The organism is Ruegeria sp. BC7, from assembly GCF_056539165.1.
This window is the reverse complement of record NZ_JBQFUL010000001.1, coordinates 174,601-200,938: the sequence shown is the minus strand read 5'-3', so window position 1 is coordinate 200,938 and position 26,338 is coordinate 174,601. Positions and strand designations below refer to the sequence as shown.

Annotated in this window: 20 protein-coding genes; 7 read left to right on the top strand and 13 right to left on the bottom strand. The window is 55.8% G+C overall.

Going from position 1 to position 26,338, the window contains the following annotated elements; all coding sequences use genetic code 11:
• Positions 1–270: 270 nt before the first annotated feature.
• The 4 genes from ACR0KS_RS00820 (at position 271) to ACR0KS_RS00805 (ending at position 4,294) form a co-directional block, all read left to right on the top strand.
• On the top strand, positions 271–2,118 hold the full coding sequence (locus ACR0KS_RS00820; RefSeq protein ID WP_170567988.1) for an adenylate/guanylate cyclase domain-containing protein: 1,848 nt from the start codon (positions 271–273) through the stop codon (positions 2,116–2,118).
• Between the two features lie 191 nt (positions 2,119–2,309).
• Positions 2,310–2,609 carry a hypothetical protein gene (locus ACR0KS_RS00815; protein ID WP_170567987.1) on the top strand — a complete coding sequence of 100 codons (300 nt, stop codon included), beginning with the start codon at positions 2,310–2,312 and terminating at the stop codon, positions 2,607–2,609.
• Between the two features lie 92 nt (positions 2,610–2,701).
• Positions 2,702–3,319 (top strand): hypothetical protein, encoded by a 618-nt coding sequence (locus ACR0KS_RS00810; protein WP_170567986.1) that lies wholly within the window; start codon positions 2,702–2,704, stop codon positions 3,317–3,319.
• Between the two features lie 723 nt (positions 3,320–4,042).
• Positions 4,043–4,294, top strand: a complete 252-nt coding sequence (locus ACR0KS_RS00805; RefSeq protein WP_170554994.1) for a hypothetical protein — start codon at positions 4,043–4,045, stop codon at positions 4,292–4,294.
• Positions 4,295–4,453: 159 nt separating this feature from the next.
• Here ACR0KS_RS00805 and ACR0KS_RS00800 read toward each other — a convergent pair whose 3' ends face one another.
• The 10 genes from ACR0KS_RS00800 to xylF form a co-directional block, all read right to left on the bottom strand.
• Complete coding sequence (locus ACR0KS_RS00800; RefSeq protein ID WP_170567985.1) at positions 4,454–5,992, bottom strand: ShlB/FhaC/HecB family hemolysin secretion/activation protein; 1,539 nt, start codon at positions 5,990–5,992, stop codon at positions 4,454–4,456.
• Between the two features lie 1,265 nt (positions 5,993–7,257).
• Positions 7,258–8,196, bottom strand: coding sequence for a carbamate kinase (gene arcC / locus ACR0KS_RS00795; RefSeq protein ID WP_170411650.1), 939 nt, complete (start codon positions 8,194–8,196; stop codon positions 7,258–7,260).
• Positions 8,197–8,199: 3 nt separating this feature from the next.
• Positions 8,200–9,198: an ornithine carbamoyltransferase gene (locus ACR0KS_RS00790; RefSeq protein ID WP_170385803.1), complete on the bottom strand. Its 999-nt coding sequence runs from the start codon at positions 9,196–9,198 to the stop codon at positions 8,200–8,202.
• Between the two features lie 53 nt (positions 9,199–9,251).
• On the bottom strand, positions 9,252–10,478 hold the full coding sequence (locus ACR0KS_RS00785) for an arginine deiminase (protein WP_170486281.1): 1,227 nt from the start codon (positions 10,476–10,478) through the stop codon (positions 9,252–9,254).
• Positions 10,475–11,848 (bottom strand): amino acid permease, encoded by a 1,374-nt coding sequence (locus ACR0KS_RS00780; RefSeq protein WP_170486282.1) that lies wholly within the window; start codon positions 11,846–11,848, stop codon positions 10,475–10,477. The genes ACR0KS_RS00785 and ACR0KS_RS00780 overlap by 4 nt, the downstream gene beginning before the upstream one ends.
• Before the next feature lie 9 nt (positions 11,849–11,857).
• Positions 11,858–13,345, bottom strand: a complete 1,488-nt coding sequence (locus ACR0KS_RS00775) for a YfcC family protein (RefSeq protein ID WP_170567984.1) — start codon at positions 13,343–13,345, stop codon at positions 11,858–11,860.
• Positions 13,346–13,513: 168 nt separating this feature from the next.
• Complete coding sequence (xylA, locus tag ACR0KS_RS00770) at positions 13,514–14,821, bottom strand: xylose isomerase (RefSeq protein WP_170567983.1); 1,308 nt, start codon at positions 14,819–14,821, stop codon at positions 13,514–13,516.
• Positions 14,822–14,830: 9 nt separating this feature from the next.
• Positions 14,831–15,634 (bottom strand): ATP-binding cassette domain-containing protein, encoded by an 804-nt coding sequence (locus ACR0KS_RS00765; RefSeq protein ID WP_170567995.1) that lies wholly within the window; start codon positions 15,632–15,634, stop codon positions 14,831–14,833.
• Positions 15,634–16,932 carry a sugar ABC transporter permease gene (locus ACR0KS_RS00760; RefSeq protein WP_170385785.1) on the bottom strand — a complete coding sequence of 433 codons (1,299 nt, stop codon included), beginning with the start codon at positions 16,930–16,932 and terminating at the stop codon, positions 15,634–15,636. Before ACR0KS_RS00760 ends, ACR0KS_RS00765 begins: the two co-directional genes overlap by 1 nt.
• A 64-nt stretch (positions 16,933–16,996) precedes the next feature.
• On the bottom strand, positions 16,997–18,016 hold the full coding sequence (gene xylF, locus ACR0KS_RS00755; RefSeq protein WP_170486286.1) for a D-xylose ABC transporter substrate-binding protein: 1,020 nt from the start codon (positions 18,014–18,016) through the stop codon (positions 16,997–16,999).
• A gap of 151 nt (positions 18,017–18,167) precedes the next feature.
• On the opposite strand from xylF, the gene ACR0KS_RS00750 reads away from it, so the two are divergent.
• Complete coding sequence (locus tag ACR0KS_RS00750; protein ID WP_170567982.1) at positions 18,168–19,385, top strand: ROK family transcriptional regulator; 1,218 nt, start codon at positions 18,168–18,170, stop codon at positions 19,383–19,385.
• A complete protein-coding gene (locus ACR0KS_RS00745; protein WP_170567981.1) occupies positions 19,375–20,886 on the top strand; it encodes a CRTAC1 family protein in 1,512 nt (503 codons plus the stop codon). The genes ACR0KS_RS00750 and ACR0KS_RS00745 overlap by 11 nt, the downstream gene beginning before the upstream one ends.
• On the opposite strand, the gene ACR0KS_RS00740 is transcribed toward ACR0KS_RS00745, so the two are convergent.
• Genes ACR0KS_RS00740 through xylB form a run of 3 tightly spaced genes read right to left on the bottom strand, consistent with a single transcriptional unit; the run spans position 20,887 to position 24,592 of the window.
• Positions 20,887–22,188, bottom strand: coding sequence for a cytochrome c peroxidase (locus tag ACR0KS_RS00740; RefSeq protein WP_170567980.1), 1,302 nt, complete (start codon positions 22,186–22,188; stop codon positions 20,887–20,889).
• Positions 22,185–23,138 (bottom strand): aldose epimerase family protein, encoded by a 954-nt coding sequence (locus tag ACR0KS_RS00735; protein WP_170567979.1) that lies wholly within the window; start codon positions 23,136–23,138, stop codon positions 22,185–22,187. The genes ACR0KS_RS00740 and ACR0KS_RS00735 overlap by 4 nt, the downstream gene beginning before the upstream one ends.
• On the bottom strand, positions 23,138–24,592 hold the full coding sequence (gene xylB / locus ACR0KS_RS00730) for a xylulokinase (RefSeq protein ID WP_170567978.1): 1,455 nt from the start codon (positions 24,590–24,592) through the stop codon (positions 23,138–23,140). Before xylB ends, ACR0KS_RS00735 begins: the two co-directional genes overlap by 1 nt.
• 472 nt (positions 24,593–25,064) lie before the next feature.
• Here xylB and ACR0KS_RS00725 point away from each other — a divergent pair, with 472 nt between their 5' ends.
• Positions 25,065–26,306, top strand: a complete 1,242-nt coding sequence (locus ACR0KS_RS00725) for a DUF3179 domain-containing (seleno)protein (RefSeq protein WP_170567977.1) — start codon at positions 25,065–25,067, stop codon at positions 26,304–26,306.
• The last annotated feature ends 32 nt before the right edge of the window (positions 26,307–26,338 follow it).

Sequence of the window (26,338 nt, the reverse complement as noted above, 5' to 3'; positions counted from 1 at the left end):
GAACGGTCGTTCGCGGCAGTTTGCCAGAACGTCCGCGCCACCCCAGCCAGTCCTTCAGAACATGGAATGACAACAGGTATTTGGGTCAGTGAAACCAAAATAATGAACCGGCGATTTCAAGGTTATTGCGGGTGAATGGTGTTGAGGCTCCAAACGGGCCAAAGGCGGGTATCGCGCGCCTCTCGTCCAAGCCCAACTTTAAAAAACTCTGTAAACTGTATATAATCTGCCGAATTACACTGATCTATGGTCTCGTTCACGGGGCGTGTCATGGGGGGCGAAAAACCAAAAACTGCCCAACGGAATGGCGGCAAGTGGCATGCCTCCATGTCGGTCGCCTTGGCGCTTGGGCTGGGTTTTTTTGTTCTGACCTCGGTCGCAGGTGTCTTGGGCGTAGGGCTGGTCGTCGGCTACCGAAATACCTCGGAACTACTGACGCAGAAAGCGCAACTCATAATTGGCGCACAACGCCAACAGGTTGAGCGTTATCTGACTGCAGCTTCAGACCAGATCGACTTCATCGCCAGCAGGATTTCATCTGGAGAAGTGGAGCCGGACGGGTCTGAAGAATTTGTTAGCCTGCTGCTTGGTGCCGTTTCAGCGACCCCCCAGATTCTTCGGATACAGTTTATCGACACAGAGCAAATCCTGACAGGCGTTGAGCGTGACGAAGACGAGACACTTCCCATTTTCATGAAGCTCGGCGACGACGTCGACCTGCGCCAGCTTATCGACGAGACAATTGAAACTGGAAAAGCCCATTGGGGCAATATTCTCTGGCGCGAAGAATACGGCCAGTCCGTGCTGACATACCAAAGGCCGGTCATTCAGAAAGGTCGGATAACCGGCGTTCTTTCAGCTTGGATTTCGGTGGTAAAACTGTCTGAATTCCTAGCCGATCAGGAAATGGAGTTCGGCGCAAACGTCTTCATGTTGCACGGAAGAAATGCGGTGCTGGCCCACCCCCTCATGGCGTTTGGTTACGCTGGCCTGAACCGCGCGGCACCGCTTCCGCAGCAAGACCGTTTCTCTGACCCTATTGTTTCGGCAATGTGGCTGCCCAATGACCAGTTCAGCGTCGCAAAGTACTTTCTAACCGGTGAAAACACCCGCTTTGTTGCATATGCCGACTGGGAGTATGTTGTATTCTTTGAGGAGTTATCCGCCTATGGCGTTCAACCGCTCACGGTTGCTACTTACTTTGAAGCCCACGACATTATTGCAGAAGCGGCTCGACTGAGGTGGGCGATAATATTCTGCCTAATCATGGCGGTCGTTTCGGCTGGTGTGGCGGCCTTGATCGGTCAGAAGATCGCCAAACCGGTGCGACGCCTGTCTGAAAGTGCGAAACGCGTTCACGATCTGGATATCTCGAACATTGCTGAAATCGAAGGCTCCTTTTTCCGGGAACTGGACGAAGCGGCGCGTTCATACAATTTCATGCTGGAAGGTCTGAGGTGGTTTGAACTCTACGTCCCCAAACGATTGGTCCGCCAATTGATGCGCCGCAATGCAGGAAAACGGATCGACTCGTCCCACAGAGATGTCGTCATAATGTTTACGGATATCGTCGAGTTCACGACGCTGTCGGAACACCTTACCGCCCCGCAAACGGCGTTGTTTCTCAACGACCACTTTGCGGGGCTGGCTGATTGCATCCAGAAAAGCGGCGGCACAATCGACAAATTCATCGGCGACTCGGTTATGGCCATATGGGGGGCTCTGGAGCATCAGGATGATGCGGCTGACCTCGCGTGTAACGCCGCAATCGAGATCGGAAAGTGGATTTCGGAGTATAACCAACATGAGCGGGTAGAAGCAGGCCTGGCCTATTCAGTCAGGCTGCGTATCGGCATCCACATAGGCCGAGTGGTCGTTGGAAATATCGGCAGCGAAGGGCGGCTCAGCTATACCGTGGTCGGAGACGCAGTGAATGTCGCGCAACGGCTGGAGGAAGCTGGTAGAGTTTTGGGCAACACTCAGGGTGAGGTGAATATCCTTGTCTCCAGCTCTGTTCGCAGCGCGTTGGTCCAGCCAATAGAATTTGAGCGTATCGGCGCACACAAACTTCGCGGCAGAGAGGAGCTGGTCGAAATCTATTCGCTAACAACAAACTAGCCACGAAGCCTGTTTCAACAGCTCACCAATCTGATGACGAGACCATAGACAATAAATGGACAAATACTGAGGCAGATACCGGCTGGTTCAAAATCTATGTCGGTACCGTTTCATTGACAGATGTGAATAAGTATCCTCCACTATTCCCACCCACGACCTGAACTTTTCAAAGTTGCGAAGGGAAATTTTCAATGACCAGATTCAGCGTATTTTCATTGGTTGGCGTAGCTACTCTTGCACTTACCGCTTGCGATGATGCCAGCAGCACAAGTGGCTCTGCCGAAACAACGCCTGCGCAACAAGCCTGCTTGCGCGATGTGGCCGCTGCCACGAACAATACACAGGTTGTCGTCCTTGCCTCTGCCTTCAGCGAGGCCGGAACACAAGTGCAAGTCGGCGTGGGCCCGGATCAGGCGCCTTGGAACTGCATAGCTTACAGCGATGGCACAACGGCGGGCATAGAATCTCTCAGCAATGAGGGGACGCTTTAGGCGCTGAATAGCTGCCGCCATTTCTCAAGTCCCGTCGTCGGGTCCCAAGTTCATGCCCATAGAGCGACCCGATCAATCGAAAGGACAACGTGATGCTTAAGAGATACTTTTGGGCACTTGCCATTCTACCCATGCCCGCTCTTTCAGACATATCCGACGAGGCAAACGCTTGTATTGATGAATTGGTCTCGCGCTTCGGGAACATTGGCGGCGAAGTCCTGGAGCAAGAATTCAGCGAAGCCGCGACTATGGTCCGACTTCGCGACGGAAATGGGGTCGAGTACGAATGTATCGTTTGGTCCGGTCCCGAAGTCGCTGAATTGCAGGCCGTCGGGGAAAACGCGGACGCGGCTGATGACGGAGGCGGCGCAATGGACGGCGCTTCTGCGCCGATAGTTTCAGGGGATCAAGTCGTAAAGTTCGATGCCGGAACAAGCGGCACAGCCATGAGCGCAACCCTCAAGCCCGGCACGTCGGTGCGATACATCCTAGGTGCAAGTGACGGCCAGTTTCTGAACGTCGATGTCGGATCACGGGGCGGAGCTTTGGACTACAAAATAGTCAATCCAGACGGCTCTTTTCTGTTGGACTTGATCGCTTCTGACACTCCGTACCGAGGTCAGCTTTGGCAGTCTGGCGACCACGTTGTCGAGGTTGTCAACGCGGGTGCCCAACCGGTGACGTTTGACATCGGCATTGGCATTGACTGATCCGTGGAAAGTCGCAGTAACCCGGTTTGAAGATAGAGGACCTACCTCTTTCGCTTTACGGAAATGATGCACCCCGAATGTTTCGGATGTCGCGCAGGAACATCCCGTGCCATCGCATCAACGTTGCCGAGGTGTCGTAGCGCCCCACTGCTCAGCAACACTCCCCGTCCGGCGTCATACCGTCGCTGGCCAAAGCCGCTTGCGACGCAATCCCAGTGCTCTCCGGTCTCGACCTTCCGAAAGCGCGGTAGATCATGCGAGTCGTGACGCCCCGTTGTCGTAGCAATATGATCGAACTTCTTTGAGGCCGTCTGGTGGGTCTGGTGATGGGTCACCTGGGTTTTTCCGGGTTGTGCCACCGCTCCCTTAGTCGGTCGGGGCTTTGGGCGCGTGATTGTCACGACAACATGAGGTTTGGGGTGACCGGGAACAGCGACATGTGTGGCAATTGGACGAGCAGCCAAAGGCGGCACCTGGCCGGGCACTGCAATCGGAACCTGGTTTGGTGTCGCAGTCGGCACCTGTGGAGGTATCGCAATGGGTTGCGGGACTTGCCCCGGGACAGCCACAGGAATCTGGTTCGGCGTTGCAGTCGGCACTTGTGGTGGTATCGCAATGGGTTGAGGGACTTGACCCGGGACAGCCACGGGAACCTGGTTCGGCGTCGCAGTCGGCACCTGAGACGGAACGGCGACTTGCGGTGGAACTTGAGGGGGCACCGCAGTGGGAACCTGGTTCGGTGTAGGTGTGGGAACCAAAGGCGGAATTGCGTTTGGAGCAACGATCGGGGATGGAACCTGTCCGGGAACGGCGATCGGTGTTGCTACGGGAACTTGTCCCGGTATGGGGTTGGGAATGGCGTTAGGGGCCAGAACAGGAACTACAACCGAAGACGGCGTTTGCTGTGTCCCTTTGGGTGGTAACTGGTTTGCAGTTGGTTGGGTCGGACCCGAAACTTGGTTGCTGGGCCTTTGACCTCCGGCTTGTCCGCATCCTTGACTGGATTGATGCGGGTTTCCGACCCCTCGACACCAACCGTAGTGGTTTCCTCTTGCAAGTGTTGGCACTGCCGCTGTTTCAACGACCAGGAAAGCCGCAAAAAAGATCAATGTGGTGTTCAGTTTCATAACGTCCTCACCAACTTGTTGTTAAGGCCAGATACCCGCCCGGATCGCCAGAGTCTGTCAAAGGTCCGTCCCGCAAAGGAACGCCAACATATCCGGAAAGGAAGAAATTCCGTTTGAAGTCTACATCCAAACCGATGCCGGCAGAAGCCAGTGTCGCGTCCTTGACCTCAAAACTGGCAGGGTCGTTGTTCGAGACATACCCCACATCGAAAAATGCAAAAGGCGTCAGACGATCAACGCTTTGCGAGTTGGGGAAATAGGAATGCGACACCTCAAAAAGGGCGGATATCCCGGAATCCCCGTCGACCTCATCGAACCGATACCCGCGAAGGGCATATCGATCCCCAAGAAAAAACTCCTCAACCGATGGCAAGCGATTCGGCGTGTATTGACCCCAGATTTCCGTGCGCCATGCAGTATTGGGCGACAATCCCGTCAGTGGACTTTCGTACCCGACCCCTCCACGAAGATGCCAGAACGAAGGGTCACCGTCGTCAAAATTTGCGTCGGCTGTTTCGTTTTCGTTGTTCCCAAATGACAGGGTTACCCCTGCTTCAAGCGCACGACCGTCGGTGTAATTCTTGCCGAAAAGGTAGGTCAGTCCAAGTACGCTTGCGTCGCTAGATAGCGGCTCGCCGCCACTGACTGAATCCGCCTTGGACAATCGATAATCCAGCAGAACATAGCCGTATCTTGCGACATCACGGATCACAGGGTAACCCAACGCGACAGTCAGGTTTTCGCCGTCGATATCGGTGCGCGCAAAGTCACCGGAAAGGTCTCGGCGAGCATTTATGTTCCCGTAGTATATCTCGCCATATAAACCTTCACTATTCAGCGGCGTTCGGTACGTCAAAGCCCCCCAGAGCGAACGCTCGTCTTCTACATCCCAGTTATAAGCGCCCGATCCTTCAAACCTCAGCAGGTCGCCGACGGCCAGCGTGGAATAGAACTCCTGCACGACATAAAAGCTCAACGCTTCGCCAAGTTCACGAGGAGGGTTATCAAGTGTTGCGCTGCCTGCCTGCTTGCGAAGTGGGTCTCCTAAAACACGAAGCCTTCCACCGGGACCATTCGGAAAATCAATCTCGGTCGATACTTCAAGGTCGGGGATATCTTCGGCGAGCATTACTGCACGTTCAAAGCGCTTCAGCGTCAAAGGTGCTTCGGTTGTCAGCGGGGCAAAAATCCCTTCAAGTGTTTTGAAAGTCCTGCCGTCTACGCCCTCGATGTTGATGGTCTCAATATTTCCTTCATCAACTATGATGTTTCGCCCGTCGGGTGCGGGCCATGCCTCGGCAAGGAAATAACCATCTTCGCGATATATCTGGGTTATGATTTCGGCAACGTCACCCGCCGTGATACGCCCAGAACGATCATACGCCAGTTGCCCTGCAAAAGTTAAAAGCTCGTCACCGTCATATACCGTGACACCTTGAACCGAATGTCGGGCCTCAATATCCCAAATTTGGGCGCGCAGAGAGTTTGGTTTAATTGCACCGGCACACAGAACAAGGGTTACAAATAACAATTTAACTATGCGCATCTCCGTAAACCTCTTTTGGGTTCTGAAAACTGGAGTTTTGAATAGCATGGCGTGGTCAATGCGGACGCGTGAAATAATAAAAATATGGAAATCTGTGGCAAATTCGGTCCACACTTGAAGGGGAAATCCGCTGGTCTGGAACGGCGCCACCATCCAAGCCCTGCACCTGAGGAAACCGCGTCTCGGAACAAGATCACACCTAGATTTTTAGGATCTTGTTAAATCAAAGCTGGGCCGCCCGACGAACCAAAGCGCCACCCGGAAGGGGCAACGACCGCATCGGTATAGTCAAGGAACCTGAAACAAACGCGCGTTCATGTCCCAGCGCCAAAGACACTTGGAGGACAATTTTCTAAAGATAGGGTAGCCTGCGAACTCAACGACGATTGAAGATCACCCGTCGCCAAGTCTCACAAAATTCGATGTGACGTACTCAATGATCAAGGCGCTCGGCTTGGGTATGCCTCAATGGTAGCGGTTCACCTGCCGCTGCATCTGGGAACAGCGACGCAATAACCGGACCAAAGGTTGCACGATTGCAGAAGGATACGAGGGGTCAACGTGTGTTGCGATTGAAGTCGAACGGGACATGGTGGCCTCCTAACATTGACGCTACGTTAACCTAGGCCAATGGAAAGGTCTGTGAACCAGAGCACACAAGGCGGCAATCTTTAAGCAATCTTAGACTTGGCAGTGCCAAGATTACTCATCTGGATCACATCAGGAAGGACACATAACTGTCTACAGACGCTTTCTGGAGGCAATACAACAACAAAATCGCGAAGACCGAAATCGGAGCCGCGACCTCCATTACCACTTTGAAAGGTACTAGGGAGCCGTTTCCGAGGCGGATCGAAACAGCGATCTTCCGGGCGAGCGGGAACAGCTCCCTTGTGCTTGATTTAAACATATTGAACTCGTTACTGAACATGTCGAAAAAATTACCATCGGCCATTTGAACTGAATATTAACGGCGCTGTTTTGCGGCTTTTTTCTAAAAACTGCGGGAAAAATGGGGGACAGTAACGGGAAAAACCGCCTCACTGTTCACTCATCCAGAACGTTTAGCGAGAAAATCAGCACTCAATCGGCGCAAATTTTGCCTAGCGGCACACAAAAGCTGACCAAGACCCAAGGCTCTGTGGCCTTCGGGCCATTCAACATGCCTGCAAAGCCCGGCCGAGATAAGCCAAGCGCGATTTGGCCCTGAACGTGGACGACCGTCGATCGAGCGTTAACAGACGGCCCAACCGAGGTAAGTCTCTCTAGTGAAACACCGTTGCGCCGGCATCAATGGACACCGTAGTTCCTTTTTCGCCGCGAACGGCTGCCGGGACATCAGCAAGGGCACAAATGATCGCGCGACCACCTGTTGTTCTGGCAAAGTCTTGCGCCGCTTGCACTTTCGGGCCCATCGACCCGGCGGGAAACTCATATTCGTCCAAAGCGTCAGGGGTGATAGACCGTATTCCCCTTTGATCGGCTGTTCCCCAATCGAGGAAAACCGCATCGGCATCGGTCGCGATCACAAAGAAATCCGCGCCCAGGTTCTGGGCCAACAGGCACGAGGCAAAATCCTTGTCGATAACGGCTTCAACGCCCACCAGTTTCCGGTCGGCCCCTTTTTCATACATCGTGGGAATCCCACCGCCGCCAGCCGCAATGACAGTTGCGCCCCTTTCAAGGATCCAACGTATGGGCTCGACCTGGAAAATGCGTTTGGGTCGGGGTGACGGAACGACACGGCGCCAATAATCCCCGTCGGGCTTTACGGTCCAGCCTTTCTCGGCCGCTTCCTTTTTCGCCTCTGCTTCTGAATAGACCTGGCCGATGAATTTGGTTGGGTCACGAAAGGCGGGATCGTCCGGGTCGACCTCGATCATCGTCAGCAAGGTGGCGATGTGGTGTTCAAAGGGCAGGATGTTTCCAAGCTCTTGCTCGATCATATAGCCGATCATGCCCATCGTCTCGCCGACCAAAACGTCCAATGGGTATTCCTCGACATCGGTGTACATGATTTCCTGCAAGGCCAGCATCCCGACCTGAGGACCATTGCCGTGGGTGATCACGGTCTCATGCGCTTCGCACAGAGGGGCAAGGGCATTTGCGGCAATCTTTGCGTTCCTGCGCTGATTGTCGGCCGTCATCGCCTCACCCCGTTTGAGAAGCGCGTTGCCGCCCAGTGCTACAACAACGCGTCCCATTGCTCAGGCTCCCAGTGTGGCGACGAGGATCGCCTTGATGGTGTGCATCCGGTTTTCGGCTTGTTCAAACGCGATGTTCATATCGCTCTCGAACACGTCTTCGGTGACCTCCATTTCGGAAATGCCGAACTGTTCGTGGATGTCTTTGCCAACCTTGGTTTCCAAATTGTGGAATGCGGGCAGGCAATGCATGAACTTTACGTTTGGATTGCCGGACTTTTTCATCAGGTCCATGTTCACCTGATACGGCGATAACAACTTGATCCGCTCGGCCCAAACTTCTTTGGGCTCTCCCATCGACACCCAAACATCGGTGTGAATGAAATCGACCCCTTCCACAGCCGAGGTATCATCGGTGATGGTGACACGCGCGCCCGACTTTTCGGCCCGTGCCATGGCCAACTCGCGCACATCGTCATGGGGCTGCGTTTCCTTGGGTGAAATCATACGCACATCGCACCCCATCAATGCGCCCAGCATCAGCAGCGAATTCCCCATGTTCGATCGACAGTCACCGGAATAGGCATAGACGATGTCCTTGCGCGGTTTGTCTGCGTGCTCGATCATCGTCAGCATGTCCGCCAGCATTTGCGTGGGGTGCCAATCGTCCGTCAGGCCGTTATAGACCGGGACGCCGGAATACTCTGACAGTTCCTCAACCATGTCCTGACCGGCACCGCGGAACTCGATCCCATCAAACATACGCCCCAGAACTCGGGCAGTATCCTTCATGGATTCCTTGTGGCCAATCTGCGACCCCGACGGATCGAGATAGGTGATGTTGGCCCCTTGATCATAGGCGGCGACCTCAAAGGCGCACCGTGTGCGGGTCGAGGTTTTCTCGAAAATCAAACAAATGTTCTTGCCGGTCAGCGACGGCTGTTCGGCCCGAGCGTATTTTGCTCGCTTCAGGTCACGGGCCAGGTCCAGCAGGTAAAGCATTTCGCGCTGGCTGAAATCTGCGATCTTGAGGTAGCTGCGACCCTTTAGATTAAATGCCATTGTGTCTCTCCCTTAAAAATGAGTTTGCGCAATCCGGTGCGCCCTTTGCGAGTTTAATAAGCTGGGTCGCGGTCGATCGGACATGTCATGCAGTGACCACCGCCCCGCCCCCGGCCAAGCTCTTGTCCGGATATCTCGATGACTTCGACGCCTGCTGCGCGCATCTTTCCATTTGTGAATGTGTTACGCGCATAGCCGACGACAACACCGGGCGAGAGGGCAACGACGTTGTTCCCATCGTCCCATTGCTCACGCTCGGCCTGGAATTCGTTTCCTCCGGTCGAAATGACCTCAAGCGAGTTCAACCCCAATGCCTCTTTGTAGACATCAAACAGGTGGCCTTTTTCGACGTGGATGTCCAAGTCCCCTCGGTCGCCGGGGCGGATCGAAATGCAGGTGATCTGGTCCGCAACTTCCGAGAACGCCGTCACCTTGTCGTAGTCGAGGCAGGTAAAGACCGTATCCAGATGCATGGCCGCACGACTTTTCGGCATTGCGCAGGCGACAACACGTTCAGCGCCGCCTTTTCTGAACAACGCCTCGGAAACCTGCGCGACCGCCTGCCGCGTCGTGCGTTCCCCCATTCCGATGAAAACAGTACCCTTGCCAACCGGTTGCACATCGCCGCCTTCGACCGACGCTAGACCAAAGTCATCGTCGCTGTCGCCCCACCAGAACTCGAACTCGGCATCCTTGAACATCTGGTGATATCGATAGACGGTTCGCATGATCAGAGTTTCGGGCTTGCGGGCGGGCCAGAACATCGGGTTCGTGGTGACGCCGTTGAAAATCCAGCAGGATGGGTCCCGTTGAAACTGCGCATTCGGAATGGCAGGCAGGATGAAATCACCCAGCGAAACAAGATCACCGAACTGCTCATCAATCATGCCTTTGGGCAGGTCGGCAAAGATTATTCCACCCAGCATGTGACGAGCCAGCGTTTTGGCGTCCATTTCGTCCAACCAGGCTCGCATCTCGACCGAGAACCCAAGACCAACCATGTTGGGCGTTATCAGGCGGTCCAGCATGAAGGCGCGCGCTGCCGGGTCCGCGTCAATCGCTTGGGCCAATAGATCCTGAATGTCATACACCTCGACCCCGCGTTCGCGCATGAGCGAGCAGAACTCGGCGTGGTCTTTTCGCGCCTGTTCAACCCAGATCACATCATCGAACAGAAGCTCTTCGCAGTTTCGGGGTGTCAGGCGGTCATGCGCAAGGGATGGGCGCGACACGATCACCTTATTGAGCTTTCCGATCTCGGAATGGACACCAAGCTTCATGGCAACTCTCCTTTCGAGGCAGCGGTTTTCTGATTAACTTCAATGTCTTTGGCCTGACTCCAACGCACCCAGACGTGAATTGGCACTCCGGCCAGCAGCAAGACCGAACCGATAAGAACGGTCTCGGCACCGGACCCGATGAAAGCCCAAACAGAATAGACAAAGCCCAAAGCCCCCAGGACGACAACTTTGGCAAGTTCGGGGCCGTGCAGGACCTCGCCGCCCTTGAGCCGGATCATGATCTCGGCGACCGAACAGATCGCATATGGAAGCAGACTGGCGACGACGGCCAGCAAAATGACGAAATTGAATGCCGCAACCAAACCTTGGGCAAAATTCAGAATGATCAGAACAGAGGCCAGCACATTGGACAGGATCAGCGCATTTGCTGGCGTGCCGAATTTGGATTTCTGTCCCAGCGCAGCGGGAAAAACACGATCCAGAGCCGCCCCATAAGGAACCTGCCCGCTGAGCAGCGTAAAGCCGTTGAGGGTGCCAAAGGTAGAAATGACAGCTCCGCACGCCACGAGAATACCGCCGTAGGTGCCGAACATGACCTCTCCGACTGCGGCCAGCGGAGCGGCGGACACCGCCAGAGTTTCCGGCGGAATAACCCCCATCGAAACGGCCGTTACCGAGATATAGACGCAGGCCGCGATAATAACCCCGATCACCGTGGCCCGCGGGATTGTCTTTTCAGGCTCGACCACATCACCGGAGGGCACCGTCGCGGATTCCAGCCCGAGATAGGCCCAAAGCGTCAACGCAGCCGCCGCCGAAATCGCCGAAATCGCAGTCGTGCCACTGTGATTTACGGGGATGTAGTTCTCATGTTCGATCCAGAATATGCCGAGTGTACCGATCAGGATAAGCGGGGCCAGCTTGAGGACGGTGGTGACAATCTGGACCACTCCAGCCCCTTCAACGCCGCGTATATTGATCAGCGTCAACGACCAGATCGCGACCAAAGCCGTTGCCAGCCCATACATGGGAACATCGACAATCACCGGGAACAGAAAGCCCAGATACCCCACAAGCGCGACCGCTACCGCGGCGTTCCCGGTCCACAGGGCGATCCAATATCCCCACGCAATGATGAAACCCGCGAAATCTCCGAACGCTTCTTGGGAATAAGCGTAGGGGCCACCCGGCTTGGATACGACCCGAGACAGCCTTCCGAAGATGATCGCCAGCACTAGCGCGCCCGCAGATGTGAGTATCCATCCGCCGATTGCAATCGGTCCAAACGGGGCGAGGGAAGCAGGAAGCAGGAAAACGCCGGAGCCGATCATGTTCCCCACGACCAGCGCGATACAGGCCGTCAACCCAAGAGCCCCCGTAGTCGTTTTTGTCGAGGAAATATCGGTCATCCTGGCGGCTCAGTCAGACGTGGGTTCTGTTGTCTCGGCCGCTGGTGTGTCTATACCCGGGTCCACCATCGCCCCGACCGTAAGCGCCGCACAAATGATGACCGCCAACACGACAAGCAACGGAAAGACAAAGCGCAACCATCGATCATAGGACACCCGTCCGATCGCCAGACCGCCCATAACGACGGCAAAGGTTGGGTTGAACAGGTTCACCCACCCGTTTGCCGATTGATACGCTGTTACGACAAGGTCCCGCCCCACTCCGGCAAAGTCGGCCAAGGGTGCCATGATCGGCATTGAAAGCGTCGCCAATCCTGACGAGGACGGAACAAGGAAGGACATCAGGATTTGAATGCCGAACATGGCATTGATAAATGCAAACTCGCTCAGACCGGACACGAAACCTTCGGCGCTGGCGAGGATCGTATCTGTGATCTTGCCGGCATCCATGATGACGACGACGCCGCGTGCAACGCCGATAATCAGTGCGACACCAAGCAGATCCCGCGCACCATCAACGAAGGTTTCGACAAAGGTCGCTTCGTCCATCCGCGACCCCTCGTCGAGCTTTCCAACCCACCAGACGATGATCGACATGACAAGAAACAGGCCCGACATCTCGGCCATCCACCAGCCCAGCGCAACCACGCCGTAAATCATGACCGCAAATGTCAGCCCGAACAGGCTGAGGATGATCGAACGGGTCCGGGTCATTTCGGGGAATGCGTCATCGCTTTCAGAACCCTTCAGGAAATGCGCCCTGTTTTCTTCGGTCTGATCCGCGACCACGGACGCGGAAGGGTCTGCCTTGACCCGCTTGGCATACCTCATGACAAAGACAATCCCCGCGGCAAGGCACAGCCCGAGGATTACAAACCTGAGCACGATCCCATTGGTGAATGGAATTCCCGCCCCCTGTGAGGCAACCACTGTCGCAAACGCGTTGAACGTCGAACCGAGCGTTCCGATGCCCGCCCCCAGCATGATCACGGCAACGCCGGTTAGCGAGTCGTATCCGGCGCGAATGAACACCGGTATGATCAGCGCATAGAACGCCAGCGACTCTTCCGCCATTCCATAGCTGGTTCCTCCAAACGCAAAGGCCGTCATCAGGATCGGGATCATCAGGATTTCCCGCCCCTCCAACCGGTGCAGCAGCCACCCAATACCCGCGTCGATCGCCCCGGTTCTGGTCACAACCATCAGGAAACCACCGATGATCAGAACAAAGAACGCGACATCAATTGCGGCGCTGGAGGAACTTCCCAGCAGGCCCGGATCATACATGCCTGCGATCGGAGCCAATATCACTGCGGTCAAACCCTGTGGGTTCGCTTCGACCTCGTGATAGGTGCCGGGAACCGGGGCTTCGCTGCCCAGAGCTTCATTCATCTGTCGCTCGTATTCTCCTGCCGGGATAACCCAGGTCAGGGCCGCGACAACGGCGATCAAAATGAAAAGGATCGTAAAAGCGGTCGGAAACTTGAACTTGGACATGAATAACTCGCGCTAGATTGGACTGGGCGGGTAGTTCTTCAATTAATTGAACGTCGTAGTCTCAAAGCAATAGTTAGAAGCCTCACTTGCCGCGAGTCAAGAAAAGTCGAGAAGTGAAAGCCCGATCGATGTGGCCAACTGATCGGGCGTCCAATGATACATTGCGCGTCACACAAACCGGTTTACGTAGTTTTCCAATCGCTCCTGACGCCCGGAACGCGGTTGCGGGTTAATTCCTTGCGACAGGACGCGCGCCGAAATTTCATCAAGCCCAGCGCCCAGCATGGCCTGTGCTTCTGGCGTATCCCAGCCGGAATACCGTTCAGACAACGCCTTGTCCAAGCCACCATCTTCGATCATCGCTGCGGCTGCTTTCAATCCTCTTGCGCAGATGTCCATGCCGCCGATATGGGCCGCAATCAGGTCTTCGGCGTCTATCGACTGGCGGCGGATTTTGGCGTCAAAGTTTGTACCGCCGGTCACGAACCCCCCAGACATTAGAATGTAGTAATAGGCCAACGCGACTTCGGGGGTGTTGTTCGGGAACTGGTCCGTATCCCAGCCCGACTGATAATCGTTCCGGTTCATGTCAATCGAACCCAGCATCCCCTCGGCCGTGGCAACGGCTATTTCATGTTCAAAACTATGGCCCGCAAGAATAGCGTGGCCTTGTTCCAGGTTCAGCTTCACCTCATTCTCCAGCCCGTATTTCCGCAGGAAACCAATGCAGGTTGCCGCGTCGTAGTCGTACTGGTGCTTGGAAGGTTCCTGCGGCTTGGGTTCGACCAGAATGGTGCCCTTGAACCCAATCTTGTGCTTGTACTCGACAACCATATTCAGGAACCGCCCCATATGATCGAGTTCCCGTTTCATGTCGGTATTCAAAAGGGTTTCATACCCTTCCCTTCCTCCCCAGAGCACATAGTTCTCACCCCCGAGCTTGTGCGTCGCATCCATACAGGACTTCAAAGTCGCCGCCGCAAACGCGAAGACATCCGGGTCCGGGTTCGTACTGGCCCCCGCCATCCAGCGGCGGTGGCTGAACATGTTTGCCGTCCCCCACAAAAGCTTGGTTCCGACGGAAGTCATCTTGTTACCGATGTAATCCGTGATTTCCTCAAGCGTTCGGAGGTTATCAGCGAAGTTACCCTGTTCGGGACGGATATCCGCGTCGTGCCAGCAGAAATAGGGTTGTCCGAGGATTTCAAACATCTCGAACGCGATATCCGCTTTCATGCGCGCCCGGCCTATCTCGTCCTGAGGGTGCCAGGGCCGTTCCAGCGTCGGACCTCCGAAAGGGTCTCCTCCCTCCCATGCAAATGAGTGCCACCAGGCCACGGCAAAACGCAGGTGGTCCTCCATACGTTTACCCATGACGATCTCATCAGGGTTATAGTGACGAAAGCAGAGCGGATTGCTGCTGTTCGCACCTTCATACCGGATCTTTTCGATCCCCTTGAAAAAGCCGCTTGTCATGCCTGCCCCCTACTCTGTTGTTTGTCCCGGCTGCTTGCCGAGAATGATCATCGACAGCAGGTCGTCATCGCTCACATCGGCGATCTCAACAGTGCCGACGAGTTTGCCGTTTTTCATCACGGATGCCCGATCGCACAGCTCCATCACGGCGTGAACGTCATGATCGATCAGGAAGATGCCAATCCCCTGAGCCTTGAGTTGATGGATCAGGTCCGCGACCATCTGGGTTTCGTGCGGGCCAAGCGCGGCCGTTGGCTCATCCATGATGAGGATCCGAGCGTTGAAATAGACCGCCCTTGCGATCGCCACGGATTGCCTCTGACCACCCGAGAGCGCCGAAACTGGGTCACTGAATTTCTGAAAATTCGGGTTCAGTTGCCCCATGATCTTGCGGCATTCGGCCTCCATCGCGGCGTCATTGACCAAACCGAAAGGCGTTGTCATCTCGCGCCCAAGAAAAAGGTTCGACGTTGCATCCAGATTGTCGGCCAGCGCCAGCGTCTGATAGATCGTCTCGATATTATTCGCGCGCGCGTCCCGAGGGTTGTTGATCTCAACCGGGTTGCCGTCGATCAGAATCTCGCCGTGATCCATCTGATAAGCACCGGACAGGACCTTGATCAGCGTGGACTTTCCGGCGCCGTTGTGGCCCAGCAAGCCGACAACTTCGCCGGGGTAGAGATCGACCGAGACGTGGTCCACCGCCTTGATCCCCCCAAACGAAATCGAGATATCTCGCATTTCGACAAGGGGCGGCGCACCGGAACCGCGACCAGAGCCTAAGGGCGATTTCTGCGTGTCCTGAACCTGCATCATTTTGCCCCCAATCGCTTGCGATAGACGATGTCGATATAGACGGCCAAAACCAGCACGCTGCCGACGACGATATTCTGGAACGGCGCATCGACACCCACCATTGCCATCCCAGACTGAAGGGCTTGCATAATCAAAGCTCCAAGTATCGCGCCGTAAATCGTGCCGATGCCGCCGGACAAAGCCGTTCCGCCGATCACCGCAGCCGCGATCACGCGCAGCTCATCCAACGTACCGATGTCATTCGAGTGGTTCGCCAAACGGGCCGAGGCGACAACGGCTGAAACAGCACACAAGAACCCCATCAAGGCAAATATCTTGACGGTCAGAAGTCGCGTGTTGATCCCGGAAAGTTCGGCTGCATCCGGGTTTCCGCCGGTGGCAAAGATATACCTGCCAAACCTCGTTTTCCGCGCCACGACCGTCAGGGTCACGGCGACGATGATCAGGATGAGGACGGAAATCGGGATGCCGTAGCCAACGACCAAGCCTTCTGGCATTGTTTCGCCACGCGCCTCGAACATCCGCTGCAGTCTTCGCGTGGGGATGGCATAGCTATTCACGACATAGACATATCCCAAAATCGCAAATGCGATTATCCCAGCCAGCGTTGCTTCGGCCCAGACAGGTTTCACCGGAAAGCCGTGAGACGCCTTGGCGCGCCTGCCACTCCACAAAGCCCATATCGCAACAGCCGCGGCAAACAGACCGAACATCCAGCTTGCCGTTGTACCCAGCGTTCCATTCGTGCCGCCGAATTTCAGGAAATTGCTGTCCAAGGGGCCGATGGTCTGACCGCTGGTCAGATACCAGGCCACATTCCGCCAGACCAGAAAACCACCCAAGGTGACAATGAACGCAGGGATCGTCAGATAACCGACCATCCACCCGTGAAATGCTCCGATCAAGGTACCGACTACAAGACCGACCACTAGTGTGATCGCCCATGTCACCGGATTATCCAGCCCCAACCCCAGCACATTCGGCAACAGCTCGGTCTGGGTCATTGCCATGACTGCGGAACTGGTCGCCAAAAGAGCACCCACGGACAGGTCAATGTGGCGTGTCACGATGATAAAGACCATGCCGCACGCCATGATCGCCACAGAGACCGTCTGAATTGACAGGTTGAACAGGTTCCGAGGGGTCAGAAAGCGCCCGTCGGTGACGATGTTGAACCCTATACACAGGATGACAAACGCGCCGATCATTCCCAAAAGCCGCATATCCAGTTCCAATTGCTGAAACAGGCTGGGCTTAGTTTTTTGAGGTATCGGCTGAGACGAAGTTTCGGTCATTTCCGATCTTTCATATTCAGCAATGGCCCCCGGACCAGATCAAATGGTCCGGGGATTGTGCGATTTAGTTACACGGTGCGGGGCCGTTCTCGACGCCCTGACACAGGTCTTCCAGCGGAATCCACCCGGCGTCCACAACCACAGACAGGTTGTCCTTTGTGATTGGAACAGGTGCCAGGAAGACCGAGTTCATTTCGGTCCCGCCCGGCGAGGTCCAGCTAATAGCGCCGTCAATGTCTGCAGGGCTTGCTCCTCCGCTCAAGGCAACGGCGATTTCACCAGCCGCCTTTCCGAGCTCGCGCGCGTCCTTCCAAACCGAAACAGTTTGCGTCCCCAAAGCGACACGGTTCAACGCCGCATGATCGCCATCCTGACCGGAAACCGGTATCCCCTCCATGCCCTGCGCCGTCAGCGCAGCAACGACACCACCGGCGGTGCCATCGTTCGATGCAACAACAGCATCCACGTTGTTTTCATTCGCAGTCAGAATCTGCTCCATGTTCCGCTGGGCGTTGGCTGGCAGCCACCCATCGGTGTAGGCTTCGCCCACAATGACAATGTCGCCGCTGTCTACTGCGGATTGGATGATCTCTTGCTGACCACCACGCAGGAAATCCGCGTTGGGGTCCGTGGGCGACCCTTTAATCATGACATAGTTACCCTTGGGCATCGCCGCGAACACTGCGCGGGCCTGCATCCGCCCGACTTCAACATTGTCGAAGGTCAGGTAAAAGGCGCGGTCGTCTTCAATCAGACGGTCATATGCAATGACGGGAATACCCTCATCCGCAGCAGCCTGAACCGCTGGGCCGATAGCCTGGGAATCTTGCGCAAGAATGATCAGGGCATCCACACCCTGAGCGATCAGACTTTCGATGTCCGACAACTGTTTCGCAGAAGATGACTGTGCATCTGACGAGATATACTCGGCCCCGCCTGCCTCAAGCGCGGACTTGATCGCGGCTTCGTCTGTTTTCCAGCGTTCTTCCTGAAAATTGGACCAGCTTACGCCAACCACCGGTTCGGCAAATGCAGCCGACCCCAACAAGGCAACCGCAGCCGAAAAGCTGAGAATACGTTTCATGATTTCCTCCCGTTTATTGAGCCGCGTTCTTTCGATTCGTGGCCCTCACGATCTTGAGTATCATATTTAATTCAGTCAGTAAAATATTTACTCTGTTAGATTAGTGGATTTCCAACTAGATTGGGGCAGCAACAAGATTCGCGAGATCAAGATGCTGAAAAGCAAGGTTTCTCCAAGCTCTGTGGACCAAAGAAATGCGACCCGCCTCAGGGTGCTGGAACATATCAGAACGCGAGGCTCGGTCTCGCGGATCGACATCGCGTCTGCGCTGCAAACAAGCCCGGCGACGGTCACCGCTGCGACCGCCGACCTCATTTCGGCTGGGCTGATAAAAGAGATTGAGAGCGCCCCACCGTCCAAATCCGCCAAAAGAGGACGACCACGCGTTCTGCTACAGCTGGACGGGGGATCTTATCTGGTCGCCGGTCTGAAAGTTGCGCGGCAATTCATTTCAGTCATCCTCGTCGACTTTGAAGGTAACGAGGTCGCCTCGCACAAATACGCTTTGGACAACGCGCGAATGTCACCCGGTGACTTCGTTCAGGAGGTATGTCGCGCACTGGAAGAAACCTGCGCGGGGATTGATGGCGCAATCCAGAACCTGTCCGGCGTTTCAATCGGAATTGCGGGGCTGGTCGACGCCGAAAGGAATTTTGTCCACTGGTCCTCTTCGATTACAGATCGCAATGTTGATTTCAATCGGCGGCTGGCGGATGCGTTGCACTGTCCTGCCTTCATAGAAAACGACGCCAACCTTGTCGCCAAGGCCGAACAACTATTTGGCCTCGGAAAGGGTCTAAAAAACTTCCTGGTCGTTACAACAGAGCATGGCGTTGGGCTTGGCATCGTGCTTGGCGGTAAACTCTACCGCGGAGAACGGGGCTGCGGCGCTGAATTTGGTCACGTCAAAGTTCAGCTTGATGGTGCGTTATGCCAATGCGGTCAGCGTGGCTGCCTTGAGGCATATGTCGGGGACTATGCGCTTATTCGCGAAATGACCGTTGCCGGACATGACAGGCAGATGAACACTATTTCAGACATCCACGACCTTGCCAACGCGGGGAACGAAAGGGCAAGCTCGGTGCTCGCGCGGGCGGGGCAGATGTTCGGTCTTGGCGTCTCTAATCTGATCAACCTGTTTGACCCTGAATGCATTATTGTGTCCGGCCCTCATACGAGTTTCGGGCATCTGTGTTCCGAGGACGTCATGGCACGTATCCAAAGTGGCGTCGTCAAGGTGGATGCCCCCCTGCCCGAGATTAAGGTACATCATTGGGGCGACCTGATGTGGGCAAAGGGTGCCGCAGCCTACGGGATCGAACAGGTTTCGATCCTCAAGGTAAAGGAGCTTGCGGCGCATGCGTCCTGAGCTGATTGCCTTGGTCACATTGGCCACCGCAGCAACGGCCGAGGTCCAAGCACCGCTTTTCAGCCGGGTGGAGTTGCCTTCTCATGTCTATGACGGTGGATGGGAACACTTCGTCGGTGGCGGTGTCGCGGTTTTTGACTGCAACGAAGACTCATTGCCGGAACTCTTTGTGGCGGGTGGAGCCAACCCTTCGCAACTGTTTCTGAACACCTCGGGACCAGAAGTCTCTTTCCAAACCGGCACACCTGATCACTTGGCACTTACCGGCGTGACGGGCGCCTATCCCATTGATATCGACAGCGACGGCATGACGGACCTTGCCATTCTGCGTGTCGGTCAGGACGTGCTTTTGCGGGGGCAGCCCGATTGCGCGTTCACCCCCTTCACCACCCTGGGCTTCCAATCGGAAGATCATTGGACGACAGGGTTTTCCGCCACTTGGGAACGGGACCAGGCCTTGCCGACGCTGGCCTTTGGCACCTACGTGGATCGGTTCGACCCCAACGGTCCCTTTGAAACCTGCGGTCCGACCGTTCTGTATCGGCCTGACGGGAACACATATCGAAAGCCTCAGCATCTGGAGCCGGGATATTGCTCACTGTCCATCCTGTTTTCAGACTGGGCGAGACAGGGGCGCGCGGACCTGCGTGTCAGCAACGACCGCCACTACTATGTACGCAACGGGCACGAGCAGCTTTGGGCGATGGAGACAGAGCCGCGTCTTTTCACGCAGAACGACGGCTGGATACCCTATTCGATCTGGGGCATGGGCATCGCATCGCGCGACTTGACCGGAGACGGATTCCCAGAGGTTTACCTGACATCCATGGGCGACCAGAAGTTTCAGGTGTTTGACCCAGATGCCAATGGTCCTGCGTGGCGCGATGCAACCTTTGAGAAAGGAACCACGGCGCACAGGCCCCACACCGGCGGCGATGGCAGACCCTCGACCGGATGGCACGCGCAGTTTGCCGATGTGAACAACGATGGGCTCGACGACATTTTCGTGGCCAAGGGTAACGTTGAGCAAATGCCAGACGCCGCGTTGAACGATCCGAACAATTTGCTGATCCAGAAACCGGACGGTCAGTTTGTCGAGGCGGCCACCCAAGCGGGTATCGCGTCGATGTCCAAGTCCCGAGGCGCAGCCGTCGCCGATCTGAACAATGACGGCTGGCTTGATCTGGTGGTCGTCAATCGCGGTACTGATTTGGAGGTCAGTCAAAACCAGCGCACAGAGGGGAATTGGCTGTTGGCTGACATCTCTCAAAACCGGCCAAATCGTCAAGCAGTCGGAGGATTTATCGAACTCAAGACGTCGGGCGACATCCAAACCCGAGAGATTACGATCGGCGGGGGTCACGCCGGAGGCATTGCAGGGTTTCATCATTTTGGGTTGGGAGGCGACGACACCGTGCGCCTGCGCGTCATCTGGCCAGATGGGACTGCAACAAAGTGGCAGGAACACCCATCAAACCAGATCGTTCAAATTCACCGGTGATCAACGATCAATCGCAAGCCCACTCGGAACCTGGCTTGGAACACCCAACCGTTCCGCAGGGTCTTCAAGACTGGTCAGAAAGCTAAGAATTGCGCGGACTTCCTGATCAGACAGGCTGACCGGCGACAGATCGCTGGACATTGCTATCTTATCAATGTGATCCGCATCCTCTAAAGCCAAATGATCTTGCGCCTGCGGCCAGTCTGGAAGCGTCGCGTCATCCACAGCGTAGCGATGCAAGGATGTGACCGGGTCAAGGTGGTGGCGGACCATATCTTCGAGACGGCTAAACGCTCCGTTATGGCCGTATGGTGCGGTCAAGGTCACGTTGCGCAGAGATGGAGTTCTGAACGCAAATGCGTCCTCAGGGTCACCGGTAACGCGCAGACGTCCGTCATCCCTGACATGGCTTTCAAACCTCGCCGCCTTTCCCGGCCCGATTTGAGGCAGCGCGATCGAATGAAACTTGTGATCCGTCTGCAACCAACCCGAGTGACACGCGCTGCACCCGGCCTTGCCGTAAAACAACGTCATCCCCTGCCGCGCCTCATCAGGCAGGTCTTCCTCGCCCCTCATGGCCCGGTCAAACGGGCTGTTATCGGCGCGCCATTCAAACGCAATGAAGTCGGCGATCACGTTGGCAATAGCGGTGAACGAGATAGCCTCGCCCGGTACGACTTCTTCAAACCGGCGCTGGTACTCTGGAATTTCCGCGACCCGCGCCGCAATCAGGTCCCAAGCGCCGCCTTCCTGCGTCAAAAGCCCAAGACGCACTGATTTGCTCACCTCATTCTCGGAATAATGCCCCGCCATTTCGTCGGGTGACAAAACAGGGAACATGGCCTGAGCCGCCAATGCGGATTTAAACCCCGGCCTCATATGCGTCCCCAGCGGGGTTCTGATCCCGTTGGGCTGGCTTGGGTCCGTCTCCAGCCGCCCATCGTGAAAGAACGTCGTGAATTGAGTTGCTCCGAGGTTCCAAAGGCCAGGAGAATTCCGCGGTATCCGCTGTTCGGGCAAATTTGCAGGGTCAAGCCGGCGATCGGTTCCTAACCCGACACCGCCCTCGCCTATTCCAAGTGACACGCCATCCGACGTGCCAAGCTTGGGGTGGTGGCAGGTTGCACAACTGATGTTTCGGTTTCCTGACAGGATCGGATCGTAGAATAGCAGTCGCCCCAACTGGGCGCTTGCCAGATCCGGCTCTACGAACGTGGGCGCGGGTCCAAGCGGCTGTGCACCAGCACTGGCGGCGTGAACACTGAACACGAGAGCCGCTATGACAATGGCCTGTAAGCTCATGCCAACCCCTCGGACACTTCTAGGGCAAGCACCTGTCGATACGGTTTTTCAGGGCTGCACAAGATAGAGGGAAACGTCGCAATATTGACTGCGTTCGGATAGCCGGACGGCTCAATGCAAAGCCCTGCCCGACTGAAAAACGGATGTGCCATCTTCGCCCCGGAATATATCTGCGCCCCAGGCTGGTCGGACATGACAGACAGTCGCAAACCGGACGGGGACGTAAAATCTGCGATCGGCGCATCAAGGGCTCGGTCGGGATCAAAACAATAGTAGTGATCCAAGTCATCAGGCGCGCTTTGGACAGTTTTGGCTTGCGTGAAATCCAAATGCCCAGCGCACGCCTCGATCGTTGCGCCCGTCGCGCATCCAGAAGCGTCTGTTTCCAGAATCCTCTGAGACGCAAGTCTCAACCTATGCGCCGAGATACCCTCAGCGCTCCCAAGCGAATAATAGTTGTGCTGCGCAATGCTGACCGGGGTGGGCCGGTCCGGGAAGGCTTGGATTGTGTAAACCAGACGCGGGCAGTCCAACTTGATGTTGACTTCAAACCTGACAGTTCCCGGGAAACCATCCTCTCCGTCTTTGGAAATCAGGCTCAGGGCTGCCTCTGTCTGCGAAACATGCTCTAACGCCCAGTTGCGATGAGACAAACCAACCGCTCCACCGTGCAAGGTGTTCCCGTGTTCGTTCGCCGTCAGCTCGAAAGTTTTGTTGCCAAGATCGAATTGAGCCCCTGAAATCCGATTGGCAACCCGGCCAACGATTGCCCCCATATAGTTTGTATCGGACACATACGCCTGCGGATCATCGTACCCAAGGATCAGGGGCGTGCCCTTGTGCCACCAGCCCTGAGTTATGGCGCCATAGCTCAGCAGGCAAACCCGCATATCGCCATCCGTCAGCACGGCCTGTTCAATGTGGGGTTGGTTTTGGGTATCCCCGTTCATCATTTAGCCAAGGGTGCCAGCGCCTTATAATACTGCCTATAGCGCTGATATTCACTTTCATAGACATCCACGAACTCATCGCGCGGATCTATGGTTTCGTCGATGGCAGGCGGAGTCATTACGTCTGCCGGGCTTGAGTTCGTGACGGCACAAATAGCCAGACGAGCGGCGCCTATTGCCGCGCCAAATTCGCTGCCCGCTGGCAGAGAAAGAGGTGTCTTCAAAACCGTGGCCAGTGTTTCCAACCAGAACCGTGACTTTGCGCCGCCGCCAACCGCCAGCAATCGACCCGGTTCGGTCCCCGTGCTTTTCAAAGCCTCAAGACAATCACGCATCGCGAAAGCAACTCCCTCCATCACGGATCGTGTCAGGTCCAACGGGTTCGACGCGATGTCCACACCCAGAAAAGCAGCCCGTATGTTGCTGTCATTATGCGGCGTTCTTTCACCCGATAGATAGGGCAAGAAGGTAGTTGGCGATGGACCGTCCACAGAGTCGGGCAGTTCGCCCGCCAAGTCCTCGACCGGACGGCCCAGATTTTGCGACAGCCAGTTCATGCTGTTTGTTGCCGAAAGAATGACACCCATCTGAATCCAACGCTCAGGCACGGCGTGGCAAAAGCAGTGGACTGCGGTATCCGGCGCAGGCGCGTACTGCTCGGTCGCGACAAGCAATACGCCCGAGGTGCCAAGCGACAGAAATCCCGTTCCATCCTTTACGCTGCCGATACCGCAGGCTGCGGCGGCGTTGTCACCGGCACCCCCGGCAACGATCACCTTCCCGGATAGCCCCCATTCCTGCACCAGCTCGGTGCGCAGCTCGCCCCCCGGTTCACTTCCCTCGACCAAACGGGGCATCTGATCCAGCCGCATGTGGCTGAGGCTCAGCGCCCTTTCCGACCAGCGCCGAGCACCGACATCCACCCACGAAGTACCGGCGCTGTCGGACAGGTCGCTGACATACTCGCCGGTCAACCAGAACCGAAGGTAGTCTTTCGGCAATAAAACCTTTGCAGTTTCCGAAAACACCTCGGGTTCATGTGACCTCACCCATTCCAGCTTGGGCGCTGTGAACCCCGGGAAAACAATGTTCCCCGAAATGGCACGCATCTCGGGGTTCTGATCCAATACCCTTGCCTGTTCAGACGACCGGGTGTCGTTCCAAAGAATACATGGCCTTAGAACCCTCCCGTCCGAGTTCAGCAAGGTCGCCCCGTGCATGTGCCCGCTCAGCCCGATTCCGCGCAAGGCGGCAAAAGCCTGTTCGTTTTCAGACCGAAGCGTTGCAACAACCTTCTTGCAAGCATCAACCCAGTCTTGCGGAGATTGCTCGGACCAACCCGGGTGCGGTGCCGAGGTTGAAATGCTGGCTTCCGCGTCGCACACAACACTGCCAGCTTCGTCTACGAGAATTCCCCGCAGACCTGACGTCCCCAAGTCTAATCCAAGATACAATTTGACAGTCCACCATATTTTTTACCAAGTAAAATAAATAATGTCAGGATCAAGTCAATGCTGCAATGCCTATCACTCGTTTCACCTGTGTCGGCACTTCCCATGACCAAATGCGGGACGGCTCAACAGTCTCGAGACTTGTCAGACTTACATTGTAATGTTTCTATGTGATCAGCACGTTATTCAGAAAACAGGACTTTCAATCTCACCTTTGGGAGGAACAGAATGAAATTGCATTGCTTGGCCGCTTTTTTCGGCGGGCCTGATTTGTGTGCAGGCCCATGCACAGAAAGGGCCAACCCAGCATGATGCAGAGTTCTATGTTCTTCAGACCCGACACGCCCAGCAATGGGACCGGGATGATACAGCGGTCGAGGCATTCCTCACCAAGCAAAGTTCGTCACAACAATAGCCTGAAACCTTTCGCCTAGCATCGGCGGCGGTCGCACTTTTAGAACATCAGGGATCACTTATGGCAGCAAACATAATATTCGCACTCAGCTTGATCGTATCGCTTGGCATCGGGTTCATCTACTTCCGTGATCTGGGCGACGTTTCGCAGATGCTATTAAAAGTAAAGCGCAAAAACATGGTGCGCTTCATTCGCCACGAATACCGGCTGATTGCTGTCGGGTTGGGCGGTTTTGCAGTGGCGACGCTTGTTCACTTTATCTTTGGCAGTGGACCTTTGTGGCTTTGGGTCATCTCGGCGCTACTCGTGATTTTCCTTTATGGTTTTCCCTATGTCTGGGTGCATCTGGGGCTGCGAAACCAACTCAACGACGCCGCGTTCTTTCCCATTTCCGAAGCTCGAAAATACGTCGGCCCGTCAGCGCCTGTTATCGTGATTGAAAACAACGGGCATGCGCGTGCGCACCCGGACGCACAGATCATGCGGCCTCATCTAGCTGGCGACGTGAATGGATTGGGTGGTGAGGACATCGTGATGACCTACTGCGCGATGGCAAATCTCGGGCAGGGCTACGCTCCTCGGATCGAGGGCAAACGACTGGATCTGGAGGTTCTGGCACAACATGGGAACAACCTGATCCTGCGCGACAATGAAACCGGCGAGCCGATACAGCATATCTATGGATTTCGCGAGGCAGACCTTGACCCAAATGCGGACGGGCTGGCATGCCCCCTTCGGCCTGAAGCGCAGATGACCCCCTGGCCGACCTACCGCATGACCTTCCGTGGCTTTCAGAAAGCCTTTCCCGAAGGCGAAGTCTTTCTGAACAAGCCCTCACCAAATCCCGTTCTGCGCCTACTGGACATGGTGACCGAGATCACCTTTGGCTGGGGGATCAGTCGCCAGCATCAAGAAGACGCCCCGGTCATGGATAATATGGAACGGTCTGACAACCGTCTGCCCAACAAGACCTACGTTTGGGGGATCACGATTGGCAACGACGCCGCCTGCTGGACGGACGACTTCGTCGTCGAGAATAACTGGGTCGTCAACGCAAGTGTCGGTGGACGCGATGTTGTCGTCAGCCTGGACCCCAAATACGAAAGCCTTGGCGTGTGGTACAATGACAGCGGCAAGCCTGTGACTCGCTGCGACTTTTGGGGCATGTCGGATCAGGGCAAGCTGAAACGGGTCGAAACGCTGCGCGCTGGTGTTTTCTGGCACGTCTGGTCCGAGTTCTTTCCAGACACCGACATCAACCGCTCGGCACTTGGATCGAATAACAGTGAGGCGGCCGCCTAACCTTACAGTACAACGCTTTGCGATCTTGGGAG

Bases quoted from the DNA above. Each gene is read 5' to 3' on its own strand.
- ACR0KS_RS00820 (WP_170567988.1), top strand. From the start codon at position 271: ATGGGGGGCGAAAAACCAAAAACTGCCCAACGGAATGGCGGCAAGTGG.
- ACR0KS_RS00815 (WP_170567987.1), top strand. From the start codon at position 2,310: ATGACCAGATTCAGCGTATTTTCATTGGTTGGCGTAGCTACTCTTGCA.
- ACR0KS_RS00810 (WP_170567986.1), top strand. From the start codon at position 2,702: ATGCTTAAGAGATACTTTTGGGCACTTGCCATTCTACCCATGCCCGCT.
- ACR0KS_RS00800 (WP_170567985.1), bottom strand. From the start codon at position 5,992: ATGCGCATAGTTAAATTGTTATTTGTAACCCTTGTTCTGTGTGCCGGT.
- arcC (WP_170411650.1), bottom strand. From the start codon at position 8,196: ATGGGACGCGTTGTTGTAGCACTGGGCGGCAACGCGCTTCTCAAACGG.
- ACR0KS_RS00790 (WP_170385803.1), bottom strand. From the start codon at position 9,198: ATGGCATTTAATCTAAAGGGTCGCAGCTACCTCAAGATCGCAGATTTC.
- ACR0KS_RS00785 (WP_170486281.1), bottom strand. From the start codon at position 10,478: ATGAAGCTTGGTGTCCATTCCGAGATCGGAAAGCTCAATAAGGTGATC.
- ACR0KS_RS00780 (WP_170486282.1), bottom strand. From the start codon at position 11,848: ATGACCGATATTTCCTCGACAAAAACGACTACGGGGGCTCTTGGGTTG.
- ACR0KS_RS00775 (WP_170567984.1), bottom strand. From the start codon at position 13,345: ATGTCCAAGTTCAAGTTTCCGACCGCTTTTACGATCCTTTTCATTTTG.
- xylA (WP_170567983.1), bottom strand. From the start codon at position 14,821: ATGACAAGCGGCTTTTTCAAGGGGATCGAAAAGATCCGGTATGAAGGT.
- ACR0KS_RS00765 (WP_170567995.1), bottom strand. From the start codon at position 15,634: ATGCAGGTTCAGGACACGCAGAAATCGCCCTTAGGCTCTGGTCGCGGT.
- ACR0KS_RS00760 (WP_170385785.1), bottom strand. From the start codon at position 16,932: ATGACCGAAACTTCGTCTCAGCCGATACCTCAAAAAACTAAGCCCAGC.
- xylF (WP_170486286.1), bottom strand. From the start codon at position 18,016: ATGAAACGTATTCTCAGCTTTTCGGCTGCGGTTGCCTTGTTGGGGTCG.
- ACR0KS_RS00750 (WP_170567982.1), top strand. From the start codon at position 18,168: ATGCTGAAAAGCAAGGTTTCTCCAAGCTCTGTGGACCAAAGAAATGCG.
- ACR0KS_RS00745 (WP_170567981.1), top strand. From the start codon at position 19,375: ATGCGTCCTGAGCTGATTGCCTTGGTCACATTGGCCACCGCAGCAACG.
- ACR0KS_RS00740 (WP_170567980.1), bottom strand. From the start codon at position 22,188: ATGAGCTTACAGGCCATTGTCATAGCGGCTCTCGTGTTCAGTGTTCAC.
- ACR0KS_RS00735 (WP_170567979.1), bottom strand. From the start codon at position 23,138: ATGAACGGGGATACCCAAAACCAACCCCACATTGAACAGGCCGTGCTG.
- ACR0KS_RS00725 (WP_170567977.1), top strand. From the start codon at position 25,065: ATGGCAGCAAACATAATATTCGCACTCAGCTTGATCGTATCGCTTGGC.